Genomic DNA, 23,485 nt, shown 5'->3' with positions numbered 1-23,485 from the left:
AAGAGCCTGCTGATTTTTGCAGGCTCTTTTATTTTTAGTCTATAAATTCTCCAAAATAGTTTTCATTTCTTTGATAACGATTCTAATATCTCCTTCATTTGTTCTCCAGTTTACAAATGAAGCACGGATACCTTTTTTATTTTGGTAAACAGTCGGCGTCATAAATACTTTACCAGTATCGTTCAGTTCAGTTAAAAATGCTGTTACTTTTTCCTGATTTTCATCACCTTTTAAAGTAAAACAAACATTATTTAATCGAATTGGAGCTAAAAGCTCAAATCTTCCCTCATCAACAAGTGCATTTGCAAAATGAAGTGCCAGCAAAATACTTTTTTCAATAATATCACAAAAACCTTCTTTTCCGTAAGCCACTAAAGAAAACCAAACCGGCAGTGCTCTTAAACGGCGTGAATTTTCCGGAACTACATTTAGGTAATTAAAATTCTCCAACGGATTCCCTAAATAAGGCGCATTTGAGTTTTGGAATGTTTCAATCTGCAGATTAACATGCTCTTTTTTAACCAAATAAAAAGCACTTTCGTACGGAACATTCAGCCATTTATGGCAGTCAATCGTAATACTGTCTGCTCCTTCCCAGCCTTTTACATAATGTTTGTATTTTTCTGAAACTGCCGCAAATCCGCCAAAGGCACCATCAATATGCCACCAGAAATTGTATTTTTCTTTCAATTCTGCTATTGCTTCAAAATCATCAAAGTCGGCTGTATTTACTGTTCCAGCACTTGAAATCAGAATAAAAGGTTTTCCGTTTAGAGCTTTAATCTTTTCTTCTAAATCGGCAATATCCAAAGCTTCACGATTACCTTCTATTGTCTTTACAACAGTATAATTCTGACTTCCAATTCCTAACATCGATAATGATTTTACAGAAGAAGAATGCGGTGTTGCTGTTAAAATATTGATGGTTTCAGAAATTCCGTTTTTAGCAAAATCTTTTCCAAACTGTTTTCCAAACCATTGTCTCGCAACTGCTAAACTTGTGAAGTTAGACATTGTGGCACCCGTTACAAATCCGCCTAAAAACGAATCCGGAAGTTCTAATAATTGCAATAATAAATTAATAGTTTCAAACTCTATTAAAGCCGAATTACCTCCCTGTGAAGTTACAGATTGTGTATTTTGATCGTAAACTGATGCCAGCCAATCTCCAACAATAGAAGCTGGGGTTGATCCGCCGGTTACAAATCCCCAATAACGAGGACCTGGCGATGAGACTAATAGAGGAGCTAATCTTTCTTTAAACTCACTTAAAGCTTCTTCAGAACCTAAACCTAATTCGTTCAAATCACGTTTTGGATCAATTACATTTTTATTTGAAGTTGGAATAGTTTCCAAATTGTTCAGAAAATCAATTCCCTGCTGTTTTGTCTTTTCTAAGATATTCTCAAAATTGTCGAGATCATGCTGTAATTTTGAATTCATATTATATAGTTATTTACATCACGCAATGTCAGGCTGAGCGAAGTCAAAGCCATTTCACACGAGATAAGTTGTTTTTAGTATTTATTTTAAGTATTGAAATTTTATAGAGAAGCTACCATTTCGTCTTTTCAGAGAATCTTGAAACCATCATAGAACAGATTACGTCTCCATTGGCATTTAATAAAGTAGCGATTGGATCTACTAAAGTTCCCAGAATCATGGCAACCGGAAGTGCTTGTTCCATTGGAAAACCATAAACAGTTATGGCTAAGATTTCGCCAATATAACCTCCATTAGGGATTCCGCCTTCGACAATTGAAACTATAACCGTAATTCCAAGTGCTAAAAGAATTGTCATCGGATCTGAAAAATCTTTACCAAACATGGCAAACAAAAAAGTTATTTTTAAGATGGATGACATACTCGAACCGTCTTTATGCAGAGGCGCGCCAAGCGGAATTACCAGATTTCGTACATGTGCCGGAATTCCCATTTTTTCTGCCGCAGTTAAATTGGCCGGAATCGTTGCAATGCTGCTGCAGGTTCCAACTGCTGTTAAAGAAGGCATTATGTTATTGCTCCAAAAAACTTTAAAAGCTCGTTTTCCGCCAGCAGCAAAAGCATATAAACTAAAGAACACAAAAAAATAGAAAATACAGGCAGCATAATAAACTGCCATTGGTTTTGCATAAACGCCTAACAATTGTGGTCCGAAAACACCAACTTGGTAAGCAAAATAAGCTCCTAAACCAATTGGTGCAAATTTCATTATAATGTTCAAAAGCTGTTTCATTACCTCGTTTCCTGAATCTAGAAAACTTTTGAAAGCATTTCCTTTTTCTCCCGATTGTAATGTTGCAAAACCTACTAAAAAAGAGAAAATAATCAATGCCAGCATGCTTTTTCGAGACAATAGTTCGAAGAAATCATTGGCTGTAAGCAGTTTTGCAATTTGATCTCCAGCCGATCCTGATGCTGTTTCTTCAAAAACAACTTTGGCAATTGCAATATGTTCATGAATTGGAAAAAGAAAAACAGCACAAATCATTACAATTGCTGAAATCAGAATTGTCGCGAGAAAAACCAATACCATTATTACAAACAGTTTTCCTAGCTTTTCTGTTCGCTCCAGATTCGCAACCGAAGAACCTATTGTGAAAAATATAAGCGGAATAATGGCTGTAAAAAGTAAATTCAGGAATATATCGCCAAGAGGTTTTATAATCAAAACATCTTCTCCAAATACCAATCCAAAAATACTTCCAATTATAATTCCGCCAAGAAGCCATAAAATGCTGCTGTAACTCTGTAAAAAATTGATTTTCTTAACTTCCATAATGATACAAGGGTTTAGAATTCAGCAACCTTTATTTTTTAACACATAGAAACATAGTTCTCTTTGTCTATAAAGGCGTTTGACTTATTTAAACAAACATAGCTATGTGTGAAAAATGTATTTTTCTTTTAATTCTTCTCAACTAAAATTAAGAAAAATCTATGTTTCTATGTGTTTAAAATTTCAACTACTTCTCCAGAACAATAGTAGTAAAAGCTCTGTCGACTAGTTCTCCTGTTTTGCTTTTTACTTTTTCGGTTTGTGTTTCTGTATACACAATTTTAAAATCCGATTTTTTGATTAATTCCTGCGCTTTTTCTGTACTGTACAATTCAAATTCGAATTGTGTAAAAGGCAGTTTTTTCATAAAGTCTTCTTCGGCAAATGTCAGGCAGAAATTTCCATTTGGTTTTAAAACTCTATAGATTTCCGAAAGTAATTCTTCAGGTTTCTGCCAGAAATAAATGGTATTTACGGTAAATATTTTATCAAATAATCCATCTTCAAACGGAATCGTATTTCCGTCATAAAGTGAAAAGAAAGCCTGTTTTTGAGAAACAAAATTTCTATTGATTTGGCGCGCTTCCTGAAACATCAGTTCCGACATTTCCAGTCCGTAATACTTTAGATTTTTGGCTTGTTCAAACAAAAATTCTACGTGACCAGCGTTTCCGTGGCCTAGTTCCAGGATTCTGTTTTCGTTTGAAATATTTAGATTCTGAATCGAATGCTTGGTCATATTGATGTTCGTTTCGTTCATCATATTTCCCATTTCGATTCCTTTTTCTCCCGATGGATGTTTTAATTGAGAGGCTATGGCTTGTAGTTCTTCTTGTTTCATAATCTTTTTAAATTAAATTCCAATTTAAAAATACCAAATTCCAAGCTTTCTTGTCATTTCGAGAATTTTCACCATTAAGACATTAAGAAAATTAAGCTAAACTTGATGAGCTTAATTCTAAATGGTAAAAAGAAAATTAAGGCCTGGCTTTATGAACTTAATCTCTTAATGGTAAAAAAAACTAAAAAACCTGACTTGCAATCTGGCGGATATTCTCAGACTTACCCATTGAATAATAGTGTAAAAATGGAACTCCTGCGGCTTTTAATTCTAATGACTGTTGAATCGCCCATTCGATTCCGACTTGTTTGATTTCAGCGTTGTTTTTGCATTTATCTACAGCATCGATTAAATCTTCTGGTAAATCGATTCTGAAAATCTGTGGTAAAACCTGTAAATGTCTCTGAACCGCAATGGGTTTAATTCCAGGAATAATCGGAATTGTGATTCCCATTTCTCTTGCTTTTTCTACAAAAGCAAAATATTTAGAATTGTCAAAAAACATTTGTGTTACCACATAATCTGCTCCTGCATCTACTTTTTCTTTTAATCTTTTTAAATCTGATTGTAAAGATGGTGATTCTAAATGTTTTTCCGGATAACCGGCAACTCCAATACAGAAATCTGCTTTGTTATCAGCATCTATTACTTCATGCAGATATTGCCCGCAGTTTAGATCTTTAATTTGACGAACCAAATCAATTGCATAATGGTTACCGCCAGCTTTGGGCACAAAAGATTGTTCATCTTTCATTGCATCGCCGCGAAGCGCCATTACGTTGTTAATTCCTAAATAATGACAGTCAACCAGCATGTATTCGGTTTCTTCTTTGGTAAAACCACCGCAAAGCAAATGCGGCACAGTGTCTACATTGTATTTATGTTTTATAGAAGCGCAGATTCCAAGCGTTCCAGGACGCATACGAGTCAGTTTTTTGTCCAAAAGTCCGTTGCCTTTATCAATGTAAATATACTCCTCACGTGAAGTCGTTACATCAATAAACGGCGGATTAAACTCCATTAACGGATCAATATTATCGTATAATTCCTGAATGCTTTTTCCCTTTTGAGGCGGAATAATTTCAAATGAGAATAATGTTTTTCCTTTGGCGTTTTCTATATGTTCTGTTACTTTCATTATTAAGTCTTAAAGTTGTAAAGTCAAAAGTCTAAAGTCTTTCCTTTCGGACTTTACGACTTTTGACTTTCGACTAATTTAATCTGCTATATTAGGGTTTAACCACTTCATTGCGTAATCAAGCGGTACATTTCGGCGTTTTGCGTAATCTGTAACTTGATCTTCTTTTATTTTTCCGAGTCCGAAATAGCGGCTTTTTGGGTTTCCGAAATAATATCCTGAAACCGAAGAAGCCGGCCACATTGCCATGCTTTCTGTTAGTTTCACTCCTATTTGTTTTTCAACATCTAAAAGCTTCCAGATTGTTGGTTTTTCCAAGTGATCTGGACAAGCTGGATAACCCGGAGCTGGACGAATTCCTTTATAACTTTCTTTAATCAATTCTTCGTTGGTTAAAGATTCATCGACATCATAACCCCAGAAATCTTTACGTACTCTCTCATGAAGGTATTCGGCGAAAGCCTCAGCAAAACGATCGGCAAGCGCTTTTACCATAATCGAATTGTAATCGTCTAAATTCTTTTCATATTCAGCCGCCCATTCGTCTACACCGAAACCTGTTGTTACACAAAAAGCTCCAATATAATCTTCTATTCCGCTTTCTTTTGGCAGAATAAAATCAGCTAAAGCGATGTTTGGAGCTCCTTTTGTTTTTTGTGACTGCTGACGAAGCGTTAAGAATTTTTCTAAAACTTTTCCGTTTTCATCACGCAATTCGATATCGTCATCATTTACCTGATTGGCAGGGAAAATTCCGTAAATACCTTTTGCTTTTAATTTTTTCTCTTCTAAAATCACTTTCAACATTGCCTGAGCATCGTTAAAAACAGAAGTTGCTTCTTTACCCACAACCTCATCCGTTAAAATTGCTGGATATTTTCCGTACAATTCCCAAGTCTGAAAAAATGGCGTCCAGTCGATATATGGAACCAAAACATCTAGTTCAATTTCGATGGTTTGTGCACCGATTACTTTTGGCTTAGTTGGCGTGTATTCCGACCAATCCAATGGCAATTTGTTTTTGCGGGCATCTTCAATCGTCAGGAAGTTTTTATCTCTCGAACGATTTAAGAACGTTTCTCTAAACGAATCGTATTCTGCACGAATATCTGCCGCATATATTTTTCTATTATGATCTAACAGATTTCCTGCAACGGTAACGGCTCTCGAAGCATCGTTTACGTGAATTACCGTTTCTCTGTACTGAGGTGCAATTTTCACGGCAGTATGTGCACGCGAAGTTGTTGCTCCTCCAATCATAATCGGGATTTTAATATCTTGTTTGTCTAATTCTTTGGCTAAATAAACCATTTCGTCAAGCGAAGGCGTAATCAATCCACTTAATCCAATAATATCTACTTCATGTTCAATCGCCGCTGCAATGATTTTTTCCGGAGGCACCATAACACCAAGATCTACAATCTCATAATTATTACAAGCCAAAACCACAGAAACGATGTTTTTACCAATATCGTGAACGTCACCTTTTACGGTTGCCATCAAGATTTTTCCGTTTCCTTGTTTGTCCCCTGCTTGTTTACTCGCTTCGATAAATGGCAATAAATAAGCCACGGCTTTTTTCATTACACGAGCCGACTTTACTACCTGAGGCAGGAACATTTTTCCGCTTCCGAATAAATCTCCAACTACATTCATTCCCGTCATCAAATTGATTTCGATAACTTCGATTGGTTTTGTTGCTGCCAAACGTGCTTCTTCAACATCTTCTTCAATAAAAGCATCGATTCCTTTTACCAACGAATGTGTAATACGATCCTGAACAGTTCCAAAACGCCATTCCTGAACTACTTTTTCATCGCTCTTTGCTTCGCCTTTTACATTTTCTGCAAAGTCCAAAAGTCGTTCTGTGGCATCATCACGTCTATCTAAAATTACGTCTTCAACGTGTTCTAATAAATCTTTCGGAATGTCATCGTAAATCGTCAACATCTCCGGATTAACGATTCCCATCGTCATTCCTTCTTTAATTGCGTGGTATAAAAACACCGAGTGCATTGCTTCACGAACAACATCATTCCCTCTAAACGAGAACGAAACGTTACTTACTCCACCGCTGATGTGCGCATGAGGAAGATTTTCACGAACCCATTTTGTTCCTCTAAAGAAATCCAGAGCGTTCAATCTATGCTCTTCCATTCCCGTTGCAACTGGGAAAATATTTAAATCGAAAATAATATCTTGTGGAGGGAAATTTACTTTGTTCACCAAAATATCATACGAACGCTGGCAAATTTCAACTCTACGATCGTAATTATCGGCCTGACCCACTTCATCAAAAGCCATTACAATAGCAGCAGCTCCGTAACGTTTGATTAATTTGGCGTGGTGAATAAAGGCTTCTTCCCCTTCTTTTAACGAAATCGAGTTTACAACGCTTTTTCCTTGTACTACTTTTAGACCTGCTTCAATGATTTCCCATTTCGAACTGTCGATCATAATCGGTACTCTCGAAATGTCTGGTTCTGCAGCAATTAAATTCAAAAATTTAGTCATTGCATTAACTCCGTCAAGCATTCCTTCATCCATATTAATATCGATGATCTGTGCCCCGCTTTCTACTTGTTGTCTTGCAATATCAAGCGCCTCGTCATATTTCTCTTCCTTGATTAATCTCAAGAATTTTCTTGAACCTGTTACGTTTGTACGCTCACCAACATTCACGAAAACACTTTCCGGCGTAATAATTAACGGTTCTAATCCTGATAATACAAGGTCTCTTCTTTTTTCTGTCATTTTTTTTAAAGTTACTGAGATCCTAAGATGCTAAGGTTCTAAGTTTTTTATTCTATTTTCCCTGTAAGGTTTTTAAAACCGTACAGGTATTTATGTTTTCAATATTTTATTTCGGTGTGTCCCTCTGAGTCTTCTGACTTCTATCACTCACGACGATTCGGTTATAACACTTTTATTTTAGTGTCAGTAAATCTTTAACTTCATCCAACATTCCATAACTCGAGCTCATATATTTAGATTTATTTGAAATAACATTCTTTAACTCATAATAATTTTCAAGATAGGTTTGAGATATTGTTATAATTGGCTTACCATCTTTCATTAAATATAAATATTCATAATCTTCAACATTCCCTTTTAGAATTCTTATCTCGAAACCATTAAAGTCGTTAAACTTAAATATTTTACTATATCCTAAATAGGTTCTTTTTTCAATATTATCATTAATAATCTTTATATTGATAATTTTATTTTTAAACTCATGCACGAGAATAAGAATCAACATCAAGCTTACTATTATAGGCAGCAAAATTCCTTTTACTTCTATTTCTCCTCTATTTAATTTTATCAATTGATCAATAAATGTCATTATTCCAAAAATTAAAAAGAATATTATTAATCCAGGTATTAGATATACTCTAAAATTAAATTTCGATTTTACTTCCTCAAATTTCCCTTATCATTTGTGCCGTTCCTACGGAACTCTTATTTTTAATTATCTCTTCTTTTTTAACGGAATAAATTCCGTTGCTACAAAATGAATCGTTCCTTCGGAACTCTCTAAAGAGCCTTCAGCTCAAATTATTTTGTAGGGATGGATTTTAATCCGTCCACGCAACGAATGGAAATTATATTACGCAATAACTGGCGCAATTCTCGGCTTATAATCCTTCGCCACCTCAGCCATTAATCGAATATGATCTGGCGTTGTTCCGCAACAACCTCCGATGATATTGATTAAATTATCTTCTAAATACTCTTTAATGAATACCTGAGTCTGTTCTGGCGTTTCATCGTATTGTCCGAAAGCATTTGGCAATCCTGCATTTGGATGTGCCGAAACATTAAAACTTGTATTGTGCGCTAATGTTTTTAAATACGGTTTCAATAAATCAGCTCCAAGAGCGCAATTGAATCCTACACTTAACAACGGAATATGTGAAACTGAAATCAAAAACGCTTCAACAGTCTGCCCAGAAAGTGTTCTTCCAGAAGCATCTGTAATTGTTCCTGAAACCATGATTGGAATATCAATGTTGCGTTCTTCTTTTACTTCTTCGATTGCAAAAAGTGCTGCTTTTGCATTTAGCGTATCGAAAATTGTTTCTACTAAAAGTAAATCGCATCCACCATCCATTAAAGCTTCTGCTTGTTGTTTGTACGCAATTCTTAAATCGTCAAACGTTACAGCTCTGTAACCCGGATCATTTACGTCTGGCGACATACTTGCCGTACGGTTTGTCGGTCCGATTGAACCGGCAACGAAACGTGGTTTTTCTGGATTTTTTGCGGTAAACTCATCGGCTACTTGTCTTGCGATTTTTGCCGATTCGTAGTTTAACTCGTAAACCAAATCTTCCATGTGATAATCAGCCATACCGATTGTCGTTCCTGAGAAGGTATTGGTTTCTACAATGTCAGCACCAGCTTCATAATAAGCGGCATGAACATCGCGAATTGCTTGTGGTTGTGTTAGGGATAGTAAATCGTTGTTTCCTTTTAACGGATGCGGAAAATCTTTGAAACGCTCTCCTCTGAAATCTTCTTCGGAGAAATTATAGCGCTGCAACATTGTTCCCATTGCTCCATCTAGGATTAGGATATTTTTTTTTATTGCTTCTTGAATTGTTATTGCCATGGCTTATTTTTTTAGCTTCTGAGATTATCCCGATAGCTATCGGGACTAAGATGCTAAGTTTTTTTATTATGATTTTGAAGCAAACCTGTTAGCTTTGCTTCGAATATTTTGTTCACATTAATTCCAAAAGTGCACTATTGCTGGCTCATTAGCCCCGATTGAAGAGGAAATTATTTTGCTTTTTTCTTTAAAAAAGCAAAATGATTGCAACGAAAAGCGGGAACTATTGACTGCAAAAATGCGCCAATGATTCGCTCCTTTACTGAGTTATTTCAGTAAATATTGTATGTTGTCTGGAAAAGTTTTGAGAAATACGAGTATGTATTTGTGTTATCTATCTTTAATACTGGAAAATGTCGTATAAAGTAGAATTTAGCACCTTCTTTATGATAAAGGGTTGCTAAGGTTTCATCGGGTCTATCCCTCCGCCTTTCGTGATAACTGACAATAATTTTAAGAACAGTGCAAAGGTATGAAATAGGGTTTCGATTTGCAAATGTTTTTTTCTAAGGTTCTGAGAGGCTGAGGGACTAAGGTTCTAAGGTTTTTACCTTGCATGTGATTTAGCTCCAGAGGAGCATAATATTTATAGAAAACAATTAACCAAGCAAACAAAAGCTCCAGCGGAGCGACATATATTTCGCTCCGCCGGAGCTCTTTCTCAAACGACATCAATTTTATTCTATAAATATGCCATCCCTCCGGGATTAATAAAAAAAGCCCAAACTTTAAAAAGTTTAGGCTTTACAATATTTAAAAACTTTAGCGCCTTAGTCCCTCAGCCTCTCAGCACCTCAGATTAAACAATCGCTTTGACAACCGCTTTTGGAGCTTCTTTACGAGTTCCGTCGAAACCGTCTACTCCAGAAACTGTTGTATATTTCAATACATATTTTTTACCTGGGTTGATGATTCCGTATGCAGCCTGGCACATTAAAGTTGCTTCGTGGAAACCGCAAAGAATTAACTTTAATTTTCCTGGGTATGTATTTACGTCTCCAATGGCAAAGATTCCCGGAATGTTGGTTTGATAATCTAATGCATTATTTACTTTAATTGCATTTTTCTCGATTTCTAATCCCCAGTCTCCAATTGGACCTAATTTTGGTGTTAATCCGAAAAGCGGAATGAAATAGTCGCATTCGATTTTACGGTGTGCGCCGTTTTCTTCGATATCTAATGATTCAACGTGCTCAGCACCATTGATTCCGATAACTTCTGCTGGAGTAATTAATTTAATTTTTCCAGCTGATTTTAATTCCTGTACTTTTTCTACAGAATCTAAAGCTCCTCTGAATTCGTTTCTTCTGTGAATCAAAGTTACTTCTGAAGCTACGTTTGCTAAGAAGATACTCCAGTCTAATGCTGAATCTCCTCCTCCTGCAATGACTACTCTTTTATCTCTGAATTTCTCAGGATTTTTGATGAAGTATTTTACTCCTTTATCTTCATAAAACTCGATATCTTCGATAAGTGGCTTACGAGGCTCAAAACTTCCTAAACCTCCTGCGATTGCAATAACTGGTGCGTGAAATTTAGTTCCTTTGTTTGATGTTACAATGAAAGTTCCGTCTTCTTGCTTTTCAACAGTTTCAGCACGCTCTCCCAAAGTAAATCCTGGTTCAAATTGTTTAATTTGCTCCATTAATCCGTCAACTAAATCTCCAGCTAATACTTCTGGGAATCCAGGAATATCATAAATTGGTTTTTTTGGATATAACTCTGATAGCTGTCCTCCTGGTTGTGGAAGAGCATCTAAAATGTGGCATTTTAATTTTAACAATCCTGCCTCAAATACGGCAAATAAACCTGTTGGGCCTGCTCCAATTATAAGTATATCTGTTTTAATCATTATGTTGTTGTTTATAATCATTCTTAATAACGCAAAGAAACGAATAAATCCTTGTACTTTCAATGATTTTTATCATTTATTTCTTTCCGAAACTTTTTTACTCTTTATTTTTTAATTTCATCGTTCATCGGGTTAAAACCCGACGCTACAATATGAAACGTCCTGCCTTCATCGGGTTGAAACCCGACGCTACAATATGAAACGTTCCTCCGGAACTCTTATAATCCCTTATTTTTCAATGAATCGGTTATCTCATTCATTCGTTTAACCTTTTCTTCAAAATTGCCTTTTAGCGTTTTTCGATATTCGTTCAGATTCTCAACCATTTGGTTGATATCTTCTGGAATTACTTCTTCAAAAAATTCACGCAATCTTTTTGCCGTTGTTGGCGATTTTCCGTTTGTTGAAATCGCAATTTTTACATTCCCTTTTGTTACGATTCCCCCCAGATAATAATCACATAAATCTGGTGTGTCGGCTATATTGCAAATCAAACAGCGTTTTCTTGCTAAATCGTAAACCTTTTTATTTACTTTCAAATCGTCTGTACAGGCAATTACCATGTGACGTTTTTTGAGCATTTTCTTTTTGAACTTCGATTCTGTCAATTTAATCGAAGGATGTTTTTCGGCCAGAACTTTTATTTCTAAATGAAATTCTTTCGCCACTACCTCAACATTTGCATTCGGACTTGACTTGAGCAAGAAAGAAAGCTTTTCCAGACCTACATTTCCTCCGCCTACAATCAATACATTTAAATTGTGAAGCTTTAGAAATATTGGATATAATTCGTTTTGTTCCATGTTACCAATATGTTGTTCCTAACGGAACAATTAATAATGCAAACTTCGGGTTAAAACCTGACGCTGCAAAATCGGTGTCAATCATATGTTCCTAACGGAACATTATTAATGTGAAAACATTTTTTTTTCTACCGATGAAATGTTCCTAACGGAACATATAAATTCTAACGAATTTCTTCTTTTGATAGAAATTCTTCGTAAAATCCTTTTAGTTTGTTGCTTTCGCGAACCACTTCACCAATAACAATAATAGCTGGCGAACCTAATTCTTTTTGTTTTACAACTTCTAAAATTGAATCAACTGTTCCAACTCCAACTTTTTCTTCTGCTGTTGTTCCGTTTTGGATGATCGCAACGGGTAAATTTCCTTTGTCTTCTTTTTGAAACAAATCGATGATTTGAGCCAATTTGTGCATTCCCATCAAAATCACAACTGTTGCAGAAGATTGTGCAGCCAAAGCTATATCTGACGATAATTTTCTATCAGAAGTTGTTCCGGTAATGGCCCAAAAGCTTTCTGAAACTCCTCGCTTTGTAATCGAAATTCCCTGACTTGCAGGAACTGCAACTATAGATGAAATTCCGGGAACTACGATGGTTTCTATTCCGAAACTTTCTGCAAATTCTACTTCTTCGCTTCCTCTTCCAAAAATAAATGGATCTCCGCCTTTTAATCGAACTACATTTCCGTAAGTCAAAGCATTATCTACAATCAGCTGATTGATTTGATCTTGAGTGAAAGCATGATTTCCGATTCTTTTTCCAACAAAAATTCGAATGGCAGTTTTAGGTGCATAATCCAGAATTTCTTCATTGGCCAAAGCGTCGTATAAAACCACATTTGCTTCAGCCAATGCCTTTACAGCTTTTAGCGTCAGTAAATCGGGATCGCCCGGACCTGCACCGACTAAAGTTATTTTGGGTTTTATATTAAGCATTTTCTAATTCCTGAGCTCTGAAAGTTTCGATTTTATCAAAGAAAACAGTTGCCTGAGCAATGTAATCTTTAGCGAAAGCTTCAGATGGTTCATTTTTATTGATTTGGTAAACCAAATCTTTAAAAGTTGAGTTTAATTCTATTTTATTCGTGTCGATAAAAACAGTATCAAACAAATCCACGATTCCTGCGTGATGGTTTGTTTTTTGGTTTTCTGACAACAATAAAGCTTTTGCTCCATTTACAAATCCAGCGTAAGCATGGTAAATTGCATCTGACCATTTTTTCTCATCGAAAGATTCCTGAGCCAAAATCAATTTCTCTTTAGCTTCAAACAATAATGTCGCTACTAAATCGATTACAACTCCAGCACATTCTCCAACTCCAACTGCTTTTACGTAATTGTCTGCATTACCCCAATCTACAAAATCTGCTTCTGTTAAATTGGTTACATCTGCGTAAGGTTTTAAGATTTCGTAAAAATACTTTTCTCCTTTTGTATCATAATAATCAAGGAATTTTTGTCCGCTTCCGTTAGCATCAAAATCATTTAAGATGGTACGCAACGCATCTGGACCTCTACGACTCGGTACTTTGATTACTTTATCAGCAAAACGTCCTGCGCCATTTCCTAATCTTCCCCCACCCAATAAAACTTGTAAAGCCGGAGCTACTAGTTTTCCTGAATTGATAGACATTCCTTGGAATCCAATTGCAGACATATTATGTTGTCCGCAGGCATTCATACAGCCTGAAATTTTAATTTCGATTTCGCGGTTGTTTAAATACTGAGGATATTCTGCACTTAAAACTCTTTCTAATTCTTCTGCAATACCGGTACTACTTGCAATCCCCAAGTTGCAAGTATCAGTACCCGGACATGCCGTAATATCTCCAACCGAATTATATCCTAACTGAACAAAATCCAATTTGGCTAATTCTTGGTAAAAGAATGGTAAATTTTCTTCTTTTACGTGACGTATTACAATATTTTGACGCAATGAAAAACGTAATTCATTTGCTGCGTAATTCTTAATTAAAGCAGCTAATAATCGCGCTTTATCAGTATAAAAATCTCCTAATAAAACTTTAATTCCAATAGCATAATAACCGTCTTGTTTCTGTTTGATTACATTCGATTTTTTCCACGCTTCATACGCTTCTGTATCTTCGATTGTAACTTGCGGAACTTCTAAAACTGGTTCTGGAATTGATCCGTCAAAAGCGGTTGTATCAATTTCGTATGTTTCAAAAGCGATAGCTTTTTTCTCTTTTTCAACCAAATCAAGGAAAACATCTCTTCCCATTTCTTTGATTAAGAATTTCATACGCGCTTTCATTCTTTTAGCACGTTCTCCGTATCTATCAAAAATACGAATGATTCCTTCTGCTGTTGGGATGATTTCGTTTACGGGAACAAACTCCGAAAGCAATTCTGCATGTGCTGGCTGAGATCCTAAACCTCCACCAAACATGATTTTAAAACCTTTTTGTCCATCTTTGATTTTCGGAATAAATCCTAAATCGTGTAAATAACTCAAAGCAGTATCTTCATCTGAAGACGAGAACGAAATTTTGAATTTACGTCCCATTTCCTGACAGATTGGGTTTCTTAACAAATACTGAAAAAGTCCGTGTGCATAAGGCGAAACATCAAATGGTTCGTTTACGTCAACTCCAGCTAGTTCACTTCCTGTAATATTTCTAACGGTGTTTCCACAAGCTTCACGAAGTGTGATATCGTCTTTAGCCAAATCTGCCCAAAGTTCCGGTGTTCTGTCTAAACTCACATAGTGAATCTGGATATCCTGACGTGTTGTAATGTGCAAACGTCCCGTAGAATATTCGTCAGAAACCTGAGTAATACGCACCAATTGCTCGCTGGTTACTTTACCGTAAGGCAATTTGATACGGATCATCTGAACGCCTTCCTGACGCTGACCGTAGATTCCACGCGCTAAACGAAGACTACGAAAACGCTCATCATCAATTTTTCCTCCACGGAATAAATGAATCTTTTTTTCTAATTCGATAATCTCCTTCTGAACTACCGGATTTTCTATTTCTGTTCTAAAACTTTCCATTTTCTTTTTCTTGCTTTAGGCTTTAAGCTGTAGGCTATAAGCTTTTTAAACTTTGTGTCTTCAATCTTTTAAGCTTAAGGCTTATTGCTTAAAGCTTATAGCAGGTTTACCTAATAAATCCTACTCCTGCTGTTGTGTTTGTTGCTGTATCAATTAAGATGAAAGCTCCGTTTGATTTGTTTTCGTTGTATGAATCAAAATATAACGGTTTGCTTAATTTGATCGTTACTTCTCCAATTTCGTTGATGGCCAATTGTGAAGCTTCTGTCGTTCCAGAATAATCTGTAGCAATTGTATTTTTAATGCTTTCTACTTTTGCTAAAACTCTGTTTGTATTGTGTTGTACTAAATATTTTGTTCCTGGAACCAGTTTTTTGCTGTCCATCCAGCAAACTGTCGTTGTAATGTCTTTTTCAATTTTTGGAAGTTCATCTGATTTTACAATCATATCACCTCTCGTCACATTGATATCATTTTCTAATTCGATTGTAATTGAAGAACCTGCAACAGCTTCGTCAAATGTTTTATCGAAAAAGTGAATTTTAGACACTTTAGATTCTGTTAAAGATGGAAGAACTGTAACAGCATCTCCAACTTTAATTGAGTTTCCGTATAATTTACCAGCGTAACCTCTAAAATCATGGTATTCTTCCGTTTTTGGACGAATAACAGTCTGAACTGGAAAACGTGCTTTTCCTGCTTCAAAAACATCATGTGAATGTAATCCTTCTAAATGTTCTAAAACCGTTTGTCCATCATACCAAGGCATATTTTCAGATTTATCAACCACGTTTCCGCCGTTAATAGCGCTTAACGGAATATAACTTACGTTTTGCTCTTTGAATGTGCTTTTTGCATTTAATGCCTGAAAATCGGCTTTGATTTTATTGAAAACTTCTTCTGAGTAATCAACTAAATCCATTTTGTTTATCGCTACGATTACCTCTTTTACTCTCAATAAATTATTGATAAAAAAGTGACGGTAAGTCTGCTCGATAACTCCTTTTCTGGCATCAATTAAAATGATAGAAACCTGAGAAGTCGAAGCTCCTGTAACCATGTTTCTTGTATATTCTACGTGACCCGGAGTATCGGCAATAATGTAACTTTTCTTTGCAGTCGAAAAATAAATATGCGCAACGTCAATCGTGATTCCTTGTTCTCTTTCTGCTACTAAACCATCAGTTGCCAAAGAAAAATCAAGGTAATCGTATCCTTTTTGCTTACTGCTTTTTTCGATTGCTTCTATTTTATCAGTTGTCAATGATTTTGTATCGTACAATAATCTCCCGATCAAAGTACTTTTTCCGTCATCTACACTTCCTGCTGTTGCTATTTTTAAAACGTCCATTCTTTTTATGTTGTTGGTTGTTGGTTTATGGTTGTTGGTTTTTATAAAACATCAACTAAAACCATCAAAATATTTAGTCTGCTTTTTTTGTTATTGTTGTAATTATTGAAGTTTTCAGCTATCAACTAAAAACTATCAACCAACAACTTAAAAATATCCTTGTTGTTTTCTCTTTTCCATTGCAGCTTCAGAACGTTTGTCGTCGATTCTGGCTCCTCTTTCAGAAATAGTTGATGATCTAATTTCTCCAACTACTTCTTCGATTGTTGCTGCATAAGATTCAACAGCTGCTGTACAACTCATATCTCCAACGGTTCTGAAGCGAACAATTCTTTCTTCGATTTGTTCGTCTTCTTCTTGGTACACAAAAGGAGAATGCGACCAGATTAAACCGTCTCTCAAAAAAACTTTTCTTTTATGTGAGAAGTAGATTGAAGGAATCTCGATATTTTCTTTTTCGATATAACTCCAAACATCTAATTCTGTCCAGTTTGAAATTGGGAAAACACGAACGTTTTGTCCATTTTCAATTTTTCCATTCAAAATATCAAACAATTCTGGTCTCTGATTTTTTTCGTCCCATTGACCGAAATCATCACGAACAGAGAAAATACGTTCTTTTGCTCTTGCTTTTTCTTCATCACGACGTGCACCACCAATACAAGCATCAAACTTAAATTCTTCAATTGCATCTAAAAGTGTTGTTGTTTGTAAGCTGTTACGGCTTGAATATTTCCCAGTTTCTTCAACCACTTTTCCTTCATCAATAGCATCCTGAACATTACGAACGATTAGCTCTAAACCTAATTCTTCTACCAATTTATCTCTGAAAGCAATTGTTTCAGGGAAATTATGTCCCGTATCAACGTGTAATAGAGGAAACGGAATCTTAGCAGGGAAAAATGCCTTTTGCGCTAAACGCACTAATGTGATAGAATCTTTTCCTCCTGAGAAAAGTAAAACCGGTTTGTCAAACTGTGAAATTACTTCTCTGAAAATGTATATCGCTTCACTCTCTAAAGCGTTTGTTTTTAATACTGAACTCATTGTTTTTTTGTTTGATATTTTATGTTGTGAAAATTTTGTTTCAGGTTTAAGTTTCACATTTTCGCCTAGTCTAAAATCTTCACTCTTTATTATATTCTCTTTATTCTCTCTTCAATGGATAAAATCTATTATTTTTTATCACCTCTCCCCCCGGATTAAAATCCGGCGCTACAATATGAATCGTTCCTTCGGAACTTTAAATCTATTTTCTTTGCTATTGCTTCTTTCTTCTACTTACTCTTTTTTCGCACTGTGAAGCCCGCACTCTTTATGGCTTGACTCCCACCACCATCTTCCGGCTCTGATATCTTCTCCAGGGAAAATCGCTCTCGTACAAGGCGCACATCCAATACTTACGAAACCTTGTTTGTGTAAAGCGTTTTGAGGAACATTATTTTCTGACAAATACGTTTCAACTTCTTCTAAAGTCCATTTTAATAACGGATTAAATTTGATGATTTCGAAGTTTCCGTCGTATTCAAACAAGTTTAGATCTTGTCTGTTTTCTGATTGTTCTGCTCTTAAACCAGTAATCCAAACTGCGTTTCCTGATAAAGCTTTTCTCAACGGAACCACTTTTCGAATAAAACAGCATTCTTTTCTGTTTTCAACTGAATCGTAAAAGCTGTTTGGTCCTTTTGATTTTAGTAAATTTTCTACAGCCGCCGCTTCTGGAAAATAAACCTCAATTGGTCTTTTATACTTTTTTAATGTTTTGTGAAAAACGTCATACGTTTCCTGAAATAATCTTCCTGTGTCTAAAGTAAAAACAGTAATATCTGTGTTACTTTTTGCAATAAAATCAGTAATTACCTGATCTTCCTGCCCAAAAGAAGTCGAAAAAATTACTTTTCCCGGAAATTCTTCTGCTAAAAAAACTAAGGTTTCGTCAAGTGAGAAATCTTTCGTTTTCTCTAATAATTCTTGTACAATAATCGCACTCATAATCTCTTTCTCCCTATCTAAAGAATTATAATAATTTAGATAATGTTTTTAAACTCAATAATATAATTAGAACTCCAACAGCAACCATCATTGGTTTTCTTTTGATTTTATTTACTAAATAAGCTGCTAAAGGTGCCGAAAATACTCCTCCTAAAATCAGTCCTATAATAACCTGCCAGCCGTGGATTCCTCCAAAAAGCATAAATGTGATACCGCTTGCAAATGAAATGGCAAACTCTGCAGCATTTACAGAACCAATAGTATATCTTGGGTTTCTTCCTCTTCCTAATAAAGTTGAAGTCACAATTGGCCCCCAGCCTCCGCCTCCAACAGAATCCATAAATCCGCCGAAAACTGCTAAAGCACCTAATTTTTTAGTTTTCTTTTTTACAATATTCTTTTTTAACGCTTTTCTGATAATGATAACCGCCAAAATAATCATGTAAACCGCAATAAATGGCTTAATAACATCGCCATTAATTACGTCTGACAACAAATAAGCTCCAGTAATAGAACCTAAAACTCCCGGAATCAATAAATGCCTTACCAGTTTTTTATTGATGTTCCCAAAACGATGGTGAGAAAGTGCCGATGCGCCCGTTGTAAACATTTCAGAAACGTGAACTGCGGTACTGCTCATAACCGGCGGTACTCCATAAGCCAATAAAAATGAGGTTGAAGTTGCTCCATATCCCATTCCCAGTGTTCCGTCTACCAATTGAGCAAAAACTCCAATGGCAAAAAACACTAAAAATTCCTGATTGAATCCTGCTACAAATCCGTCCCAGGAAAATTCAGCGTGATGCTTGTATATTAAAGTGAATAATAAACCTACTAGTAAAACAACAGGAATTCCAATCCAAAGCTTCTCTTTAAAAGAGGCTGTATTATTTATTTTCAGTTCTTTCTCCATATTAAAAAGTTTAAATTTGTTTCGAAAAACTATTACCCTATCGGGTTAATAGATTACTTTGCAAAAATACTACTTATTTCTAAATTACAAAGCAATATTATTATTTTTTTGAGCCCTCAATTAGTCATTTATTACATTCTAAAAGAGAGTATTAAGAATTATGCAGTATAATTTCACAAATAATGCCGTATTGCAGGATATTTCAACAATTTAGACGTCAAAAATATTTGATAATTAAATACATTTTCTAATCTCTATAAAATCGATAGGATTATTATAAAATTATTGTATTTTAGCCCCAAACTTTTATTTATGGATTTTCAAATAGGTCTTGTAATTGCAGGATTAGCCGTTGGTTTTATTGTTGGACTGACCGGAGTTGGCGGCGGTTCCTTAATGACTCCAATTTTATTATACTTCAACATTCCGCCAACAACCGCTGTAGGAACTGATTTATTATATGCCGCATTTACTAAAGCAGGAGGCGTTTTTGTTCACAATAAAAAAGGAAACATAAACTGGAAAATTACAGGCTGGCTTACTCTTGGCAGCGTTCCAGCAGCTTTAGTTACTTTATGGATTTTAAACAGTATTAAAACTGATATTGAAACAATAAATCGTGTTATTAAATATAGTTTAGGCTGGGCTTTATTGTTTACCTCAGTCGCCATTATATTTAAAAATAAAATTTTAAAATATTCTCAAAAACATGCCGGAGATAAATTTCACAGTGAAAGCACTACACAAAATATGCTCACGATTGCAATTGGAGTTTTACTAGGCGCAACCGTAACCCTAACTTCTATTGGAGCAGGAGCTTTAGGAACTGTAACTTTATTTTTCCTTTATCCATTACTGCCAACTCCTCGTTTAGTAGGAACTGAGATTGCACATGCTGTTCCTTTAACACTAGTTGCAGGACTTGGCCATGCGTCTATGGGAAATTTAGATTTAGCCCTTTTGGGACAATTATTAATGGGATCGCTTCCCGGAATATATATGGGAAGTATGCTGAGCGGAAAAGTTCCAGATCAGTTTCTAAGAAATGCCATAGCCTTAATGCTTTTTATGGCCGGATATAAATTGATTTTTTAAAACTAAAATTTCTTAAAAAATAAAAAAGACCATTTCGAATTTAGAAATGGTCTTTTTTATTATGGATTAACTAATTCTTAGAACGCAATATCTGCTAAAGAATTACTTTCTAATATTTTGAGTGTATTATCACGAACTTCTGTCATTAACCGTCTTGCAGCACAAGTAGATTCGTCATCGCAGTCGTCGCATTTTTCGTAGAAATTATGACTTGCACATGGAAGCAGCGCAATTGGACCTTCTAAAATACGATACACTTTAGCCATACTAATATCTTTCGGATCTTTAATTAAATAGTAACCACCGCCTTTTCCTTTTTTGGCACCAAGAAATCCTGAATTTCGAAGTAATAATAAAATACTTTCCAGAAATTTAATCGAAATATGTTCACTTTTGGCAATTTCGGCAATTTGTACAGGTTCGTTATTTTCTCTCCTGGCTAAATATGTAAGGGCTTTAATTCCGTATTTTGTCTTCTTTGAAAGCATTTTTATATTTTAGATGAGATTGTAAATTTTATATTTTTTCTAAAACAAACAAACTTCATATTTTTCTGCAACAAAAATAGTCTTTTTAAATGAGAAAAATAACAGACGAATAGTTAAATTCTACTAATTCTATCAAATTACTTATTTGTTTCCTATTAAATTAAACTCATGAAATATTTTAATTTCTTCATCCAGTGCTTTTTTATTAACCACATAAGTATGAGAAATAGAATCATGCCAGCCTCGCGAACCTCCTAAAAAAGTAAATGCATCAAACGGGATAAAACGACATAAATTTCTTTTAAAAATAGTTCCAAAGTCAGGTTTTTGACCGTTTTCATCAACCACAATAGTTCCGGTAATAAATTTCCCTATTGATCTTGAAAATAAGCCTTCCATCACTAGATAATAAATTAATGAAATAAAAAGAGCAATAACATTCCATCCAAAATCTCCCATATTATCCATCCACACTCCAATTTCTGTAAATCCTAAACCTATTAAAATTCCCAAAAAAAGTGCTGTTATCACAAAAAGAATTATAAAAGCAAAAAGATCTATAATATAATTTAAAAACCGCGCTCCAACAGAAGCTAATAGTTTATCATCAAGAATGTAAGTGGATTGACTCATTGTTATATGGTTAATTTTGACTGTATTAGTTTTTCTTCCGAAACAAAAATATAATTTTTACTCAAGTATCACTCAAAAAGAATGACGATTTTTAACAGTAATAAATTTACAGTCAAAAATCGTCATTAATATATAATTTGAATTTTTAAATCTAAGAGATTTATCCAAGCGCTTGTTTTAAATCGGCAATTACATCTTCTACAGTTTCTAAACCTACAGAAACACGAACAAGACCTTGCGTGATTCCTACTGCCAATTGATCTTCTTCAGATAATTTACTGTGCGTTGTCGATGCCGGATGCGTTACGATTGTTCTTGTATCACCAATATTTGCAGATAATGAGCAAAGTTCGATTGAATTCAGAAATTTTCTTCCTGCTTCGATACCACCTTTAATTTCAAATGCAATAATGTTTCCACCCGCTTTCATTTGCTTTTTAGCAATTTCATACTGTGGATGCGATTTCAAGAACGGATATTTTACGCTGTTTACATTTGGATGACTTTCTAAAAACTCAGCTACTTTTAAAGCATTTTCGCAGTGTCTGTCGACACGAACGGCTAAAGTTTCTAAACTTTTTGAAAGAACCCAAGCATTAAATGGTGATAATGCCGGTCCTGTATTTCTTGAAAACAAATAAATCTGTCTGATCAAATCGGCATTACCAACTGTTACCCCGCCTAAAACGCGGCCTTGTCCGTCGATTAATTTTGTAGCAGAATGAATTACTAAATGCGCCCCAAATTTAATTGGCTGTTGTAAATATGGCGTTGCAAAACAGTTGTCGATAATTAAAATCAAGTTGTGTTTTTTGGCAATATTTCCTAACAATTCTAAATCGATAACATCTACTCCGGGATTTGTTGGAGATTCGGCGTATAAAATTTTAGTGTTTGGTTTGATGAAACTTTCGATTGTTTCCGGCTTATTAATTTCGAAATAAGAAGTTTCGATATTCCATTTTGGAAAATAAGTCATAAACAAAGCGTGAGTAGAACCAAAAACACTGCTTGCAGAAACGATATGATCGCCTGAATTCAATAAACCGGCAAAAGTAGAATATACCGCAGCCATTCCTGTTGCGAATGCATAACCAGATTCAGCTCCTTCCATTTTGCAGATTTTCTCCACAAACTCAGTTGTGTTTGGATTGCTGAAACGGCTGTAAATATTTCTTTCTTTTTCTTCTGTAAAAGAAGCTCTCATATCTTCGGCATCTTCAAAAACAAAGCTTGACGACAGGTACAAAGGCACCGAATGTTCTAAATATTGTGATCTTTCTAATTGTGTTCTAATGGCTTGTGTTTCAAAACCAAATTCTTCTGTGTTCATTGTGTTGTTTTTTTGTTTTTTGAACGGTTTATTTCGCGAAGATTCACAAAGTGAAAACAGAGTTTCGCAAAATAATCTTTCTAGTTTTTTTCAATTAACAGAGAATTATCTAATTCCCTAATTGACTAATTTTCTAATTCTATTATAAAGCTTCGCTGTTCAAGACAACTTTGTATTTAATTGTTGCTGTTGGTTCAACTGTTTTGGCAACCGAACAGTATTTTTCAAAAGAAAGCTGCGCTGCTTTTTTTGCTTTTTCCGGGTTGATTTCTCCTTCTAAATAGAAAACCACATCGATTTCTTTAAAAGGTTTTGCTTCTTCAATCTGCACTCGTGTTCCTTCAACTTCAGCGTTAAAAGAAGTGATTTCCTGGCGCTGTTTCTTTAAAATCGAAATCATATCAATAGCGCTGCACCCTGCAACTCCCATTAAAACTAATTCCATTGGACTTGCACCTAAATCGCTTCCGCCAAATTCAGCTCTGCTGTCAACGTCAACTATGTGTCCGCGTTCATTTTTTACTTTAAAATGAAATGCGTCATTTACTCTGTTAAGTGTTACTTTCATTGTGTTGTTATTTTTTTTGTTTTGTTTGAATTCAAATCTTAAATCTATCCCGATAGCTATCGGGAC

General features: G+C 35.1%; 20 protein-coding genes and 1 riboswitch. Of the genes, 1 reads left to right on the top strand and 19 read right to left on the bottom strand.

What is annotated here, in order from left to right; translation table 11 throughout:
* Window positions 1-39: 39 nt before the first annotated feature.
* The 15 genes from FJOH_RS07865 to FJOH_RS07795 form a co-directional block, all read right to left on the bottom strand.
* Window positions 40-1,443 carry a pyridoxal phosphate-dependent decarboxylase family protein gene (locus FJOH_RS07865; RefSeq protein WP_012023592.1) on the bottom strand — a complete coding sequence of 468 codons (1,404 nt, stop codon included), beginning with the start codon at window positions 1,441-1,443 and terminating at the stop codon, window positions 40-42.
* A gap of 112 nt (window positions 1,444-1,555) precedes the next feature.
* A complete protein-coding gene (locus FJOH_RS07860; RefSeq protein WP_012023591.1) occupies window positions 1,556-2,779 on the bottom strand; it encodes a dicarboxylate/amino acid:cation symporter in 1,224 nt (407 codons plus the stop codon).
* Window positions 2,780-2,966: 187 nt separating this feature from the next.
* Window positions 2,967-3,620 carry a class I SAM-dependent methyltransferase gene (locus FJOH_RS07855; protein ID WP_012023590.1) on the bottom strand — a complete coding sequence of 218 codons (654 nt, stop codon included), beginning with the start codon at window positions 3,618-3,620 and terminating at the stop codon, window positions 2,967-2,969.
* Window positions 3,621-3,801: 181 nt separating this feature from the next.
* Window positions 3,802-4,758, bottom strand: coding sequence for a methylenetetrahydrofolate reductase [NAD(P)H] (gene metF / locus FJOH_RS07850; RefSeq protein WP_012023589.1), 957 nt, complete (start codon window positions 4,756-4,758; stop codon window positions 3,802-3,804).
* Window positions 4,759-4,836: 78 nt separating this feature from the next.
* Window positions 4,837-7,512, bottom strand: a complete 2,676-nt coding sequence (gene metH / locus FJOH_RS07845) for a methionine synthase (protein WP_012023588.1) — start codon at window positions 7,510-7,512, stop codon at window positions 4,837-4,839.
* A 172-nt stretch (window positions 7,513-7,684) separates the two neighbouring features.
* Window positions 7,685-8,101, bottom strand: a complete 417-nt coding sequence (locus tag FJOH_RS07840) for a hypothetical protein (protein ID WP_012023587.1) — start codon at window positions 8,099-8,101, stop codon at window positions 7,685-7,687.
* Window positions 8,102-8,365: 264 nt separating this feature from the next.
* Window positions 8,366-9,370 carry a homocysteine S-methyltransferase family protein gene (locus FJOH_RS07835; protein WP_012023586.1) on the bottom strand — a complete coding sequence of 335 codons (1,005 nt, stop codon included), beginning with the start codon at window positions 9,368-9,370 and terminating at the stop codon, window positions 8,366-8,368.
* A gap of 327 nt (window positions 9,371-9,697) precedes the next feature.
* A riboswitch (SAM riboswitch) is annotated at window positions 9,698-9,814 on the bottom strand.
* Between the two features lie 355 nt (window positions 9,815-10,169).
* Window positions 10,170-11,222 (bottom strand): NAD(P)/FAD-dependent oxidoreductase, encoded by a 1,053-nt coding sequence (locus FJOH_RS07830; protein WP_044047573.1) that lies wholly within the window; start codon window positions 11,220-11,222, stop codon window positions 10,170-10,172.
* A gap of 218 nt (window positions 11,223-11,440) precedes the next feature.
* A complete protein-coding gene (locus tag FJOH_RS07825) occupies window positions 11,441-12,025 on the bottom strand; it encodes a precorrin-2 dehydrogenase/sirohydrochlorin ferrochelatase family protein (protein ID WP_012023584.1) in 585 nt (194 codons plus the stop codon).
* A 164-nt stretch (window positions 12,026-12,189) separates the two neighbouring features.
* Complete coding sequence (gene cobA, locus FJOH_RS07820; RefSeq protein ID WP_012023583.1) at window positions 12,190-12,963, bottom strand: uroporphyrinogen-III C-methyltransferase; 774 nt, start codon at window positions 12,961-12,963, stop codon at window positions 12,190-12,192.
* Window positions 12,956-15,046, bottom strand: a complete 2,091-nt coding sequence (locus tag FJOH_RS07815; protein WP_012023582.1) for a HEPN domain-containing protein — start codon at window positions 15,044-15,046, stop codon at window positions 12,956-12,958. The genes cobA and FJOH_RS07815 overlap by 8 nt, the downstream gene beginning before the upstream one ends.
* 106 nt (window positions 15,047-15,152) lie before the next feature.
* A complete protein-coding gene (locus FJOH_RS07810) occupies window positions 15,153-16,397 on the bottom strand; it encodes a sulfate adenylyltransferase subunit 1 (RefSeq protein WP_012023581.1) in 1,245 nt (414 codons plus the stop codon).
* Window positions 16,398-16,544: 147 nt separating this feature from the next.
* Window positions 16,545-17,444: a sulfate adenylyltransferase subunit CysD gene (cysD, locus tag FJOH_RS07805; RefSeq protein ID WP_012023580.1), complete on the bottom strand. Its 900-nt coding sequence runs from the start codon at window positions 17,442-17,444 to the stop codon at window positions 16,545-16,547.
* Between the two features lie 234 nt (window positions 17,445-17,678).
* Complete coding sequence (locus FJOH_RS07800; RefSeq protein WP_012023579.1) at window positions 17,679-18,389, bottom strand: phosphoadenylyl-sulfate reductase; 711 nt, start codon at window positions 18,387-18,389, stop codon at window positions 17,679-17,681.
* 25 nt (window positions 18,390-18,414) lie between these two features.
* Window positions 18,415-19,302 (bottom strand): sulfite exporter TauE/SafE family protein, encoded by an 888-nt coding sequence (locus tag FJOH_RS07795; RefSeq protein ID WP_012023578.1) that lies wholly within the window; start codon window positions 19,300-19,302, stop codon window positions 18,415-18,417.
* Window positions 19,303-19,614: 312 nt separating this feature from the next.
* Here FJOH_RS07795 and FJOH_RS07790 point away from each other — a divergent pair, with 312 nt between their 5' ends.
* A complete protein-coding gene (locus tag FJOH_RS07790; protein WP_012023577.1) occupies window positions 19,615-20,397 on the top strand; it encodes a sulfite exporter TauE/SafE family protein in 783 nt (260 codons plus the stop codon).
* A gap of 77 nt (window positions 20,398-20,474) precedes the next feature.
* On the opposite strand, the gene FJOH_RS07785 is transcribed toward FJOH_RS07790, so the two are convergent.
* From FJOH_RS07785 to FJOH_RS07770, 4 genes are all read right to left on the bottom strand, one after another.
* Window positions 20,475-20,885 (bottom strand): RrF2 family transcriptional regulator, encoded by a 411-nt coding sequence (locus FJOH_RS07785; protein WP_012023576.1) that lies wholly within the window; start codon window positions 20,883-20,885, stop codon window positions 20,475-20,477.
* A gap of 141 nt (window positions 20,886-21,026) precedes the next feature.
* On the bottom strand, window positions 21,027-21,518 hold the full coding sequence (locus FJOH_RS07780; protein WP_012023575.1) for an RDD family protein: 492 nt from the start codon (window positions 21,516-21,518) through the stop codon (window positions 21,027-21,029).
* 160 nt (window positions 21,519-21,678) lie between these two features.
* Complete coding sequence (locus tag FJOH_RS07775) at window positions 21,679-22,851, bottom strand: trans-sulfuration enzyme family protein (RefSeq protein ID WP_012023574.1); 1,173 nt, start codon at window positions 22,849-22,851, stop codon at window positions 21,679-21,681.
* Window positions 22,852-22,993: 142 nt separating this feature from the next.
* A complete protein-coding gene (locus FJOH_RS07770; protein WP_012023573.1) occupies window positions 22,994-23,419 on the bottom strand; it encodes an OsmC family protein in 426 nt (141 codons plus the stop codon).
* Window positions 23,420-23,485 lie beyond the last annotated feature (66 nt).

The organism is Flavobacterium johnsoniae UW101, assembly GCF_000016645.1.
GTDB classification, from domain to species: domain Bacteria; phylum Bacteroidota; class Bacteroidia; order Flavobacteriales; family Flavobacteriaceae; genus Flavobacterium; species Flavobacterium johnsoniae.
Note: the sequence above shows the minus strand (reverse complement) of the source record. Positions and strands in the feature narration are given on the sequence as shown.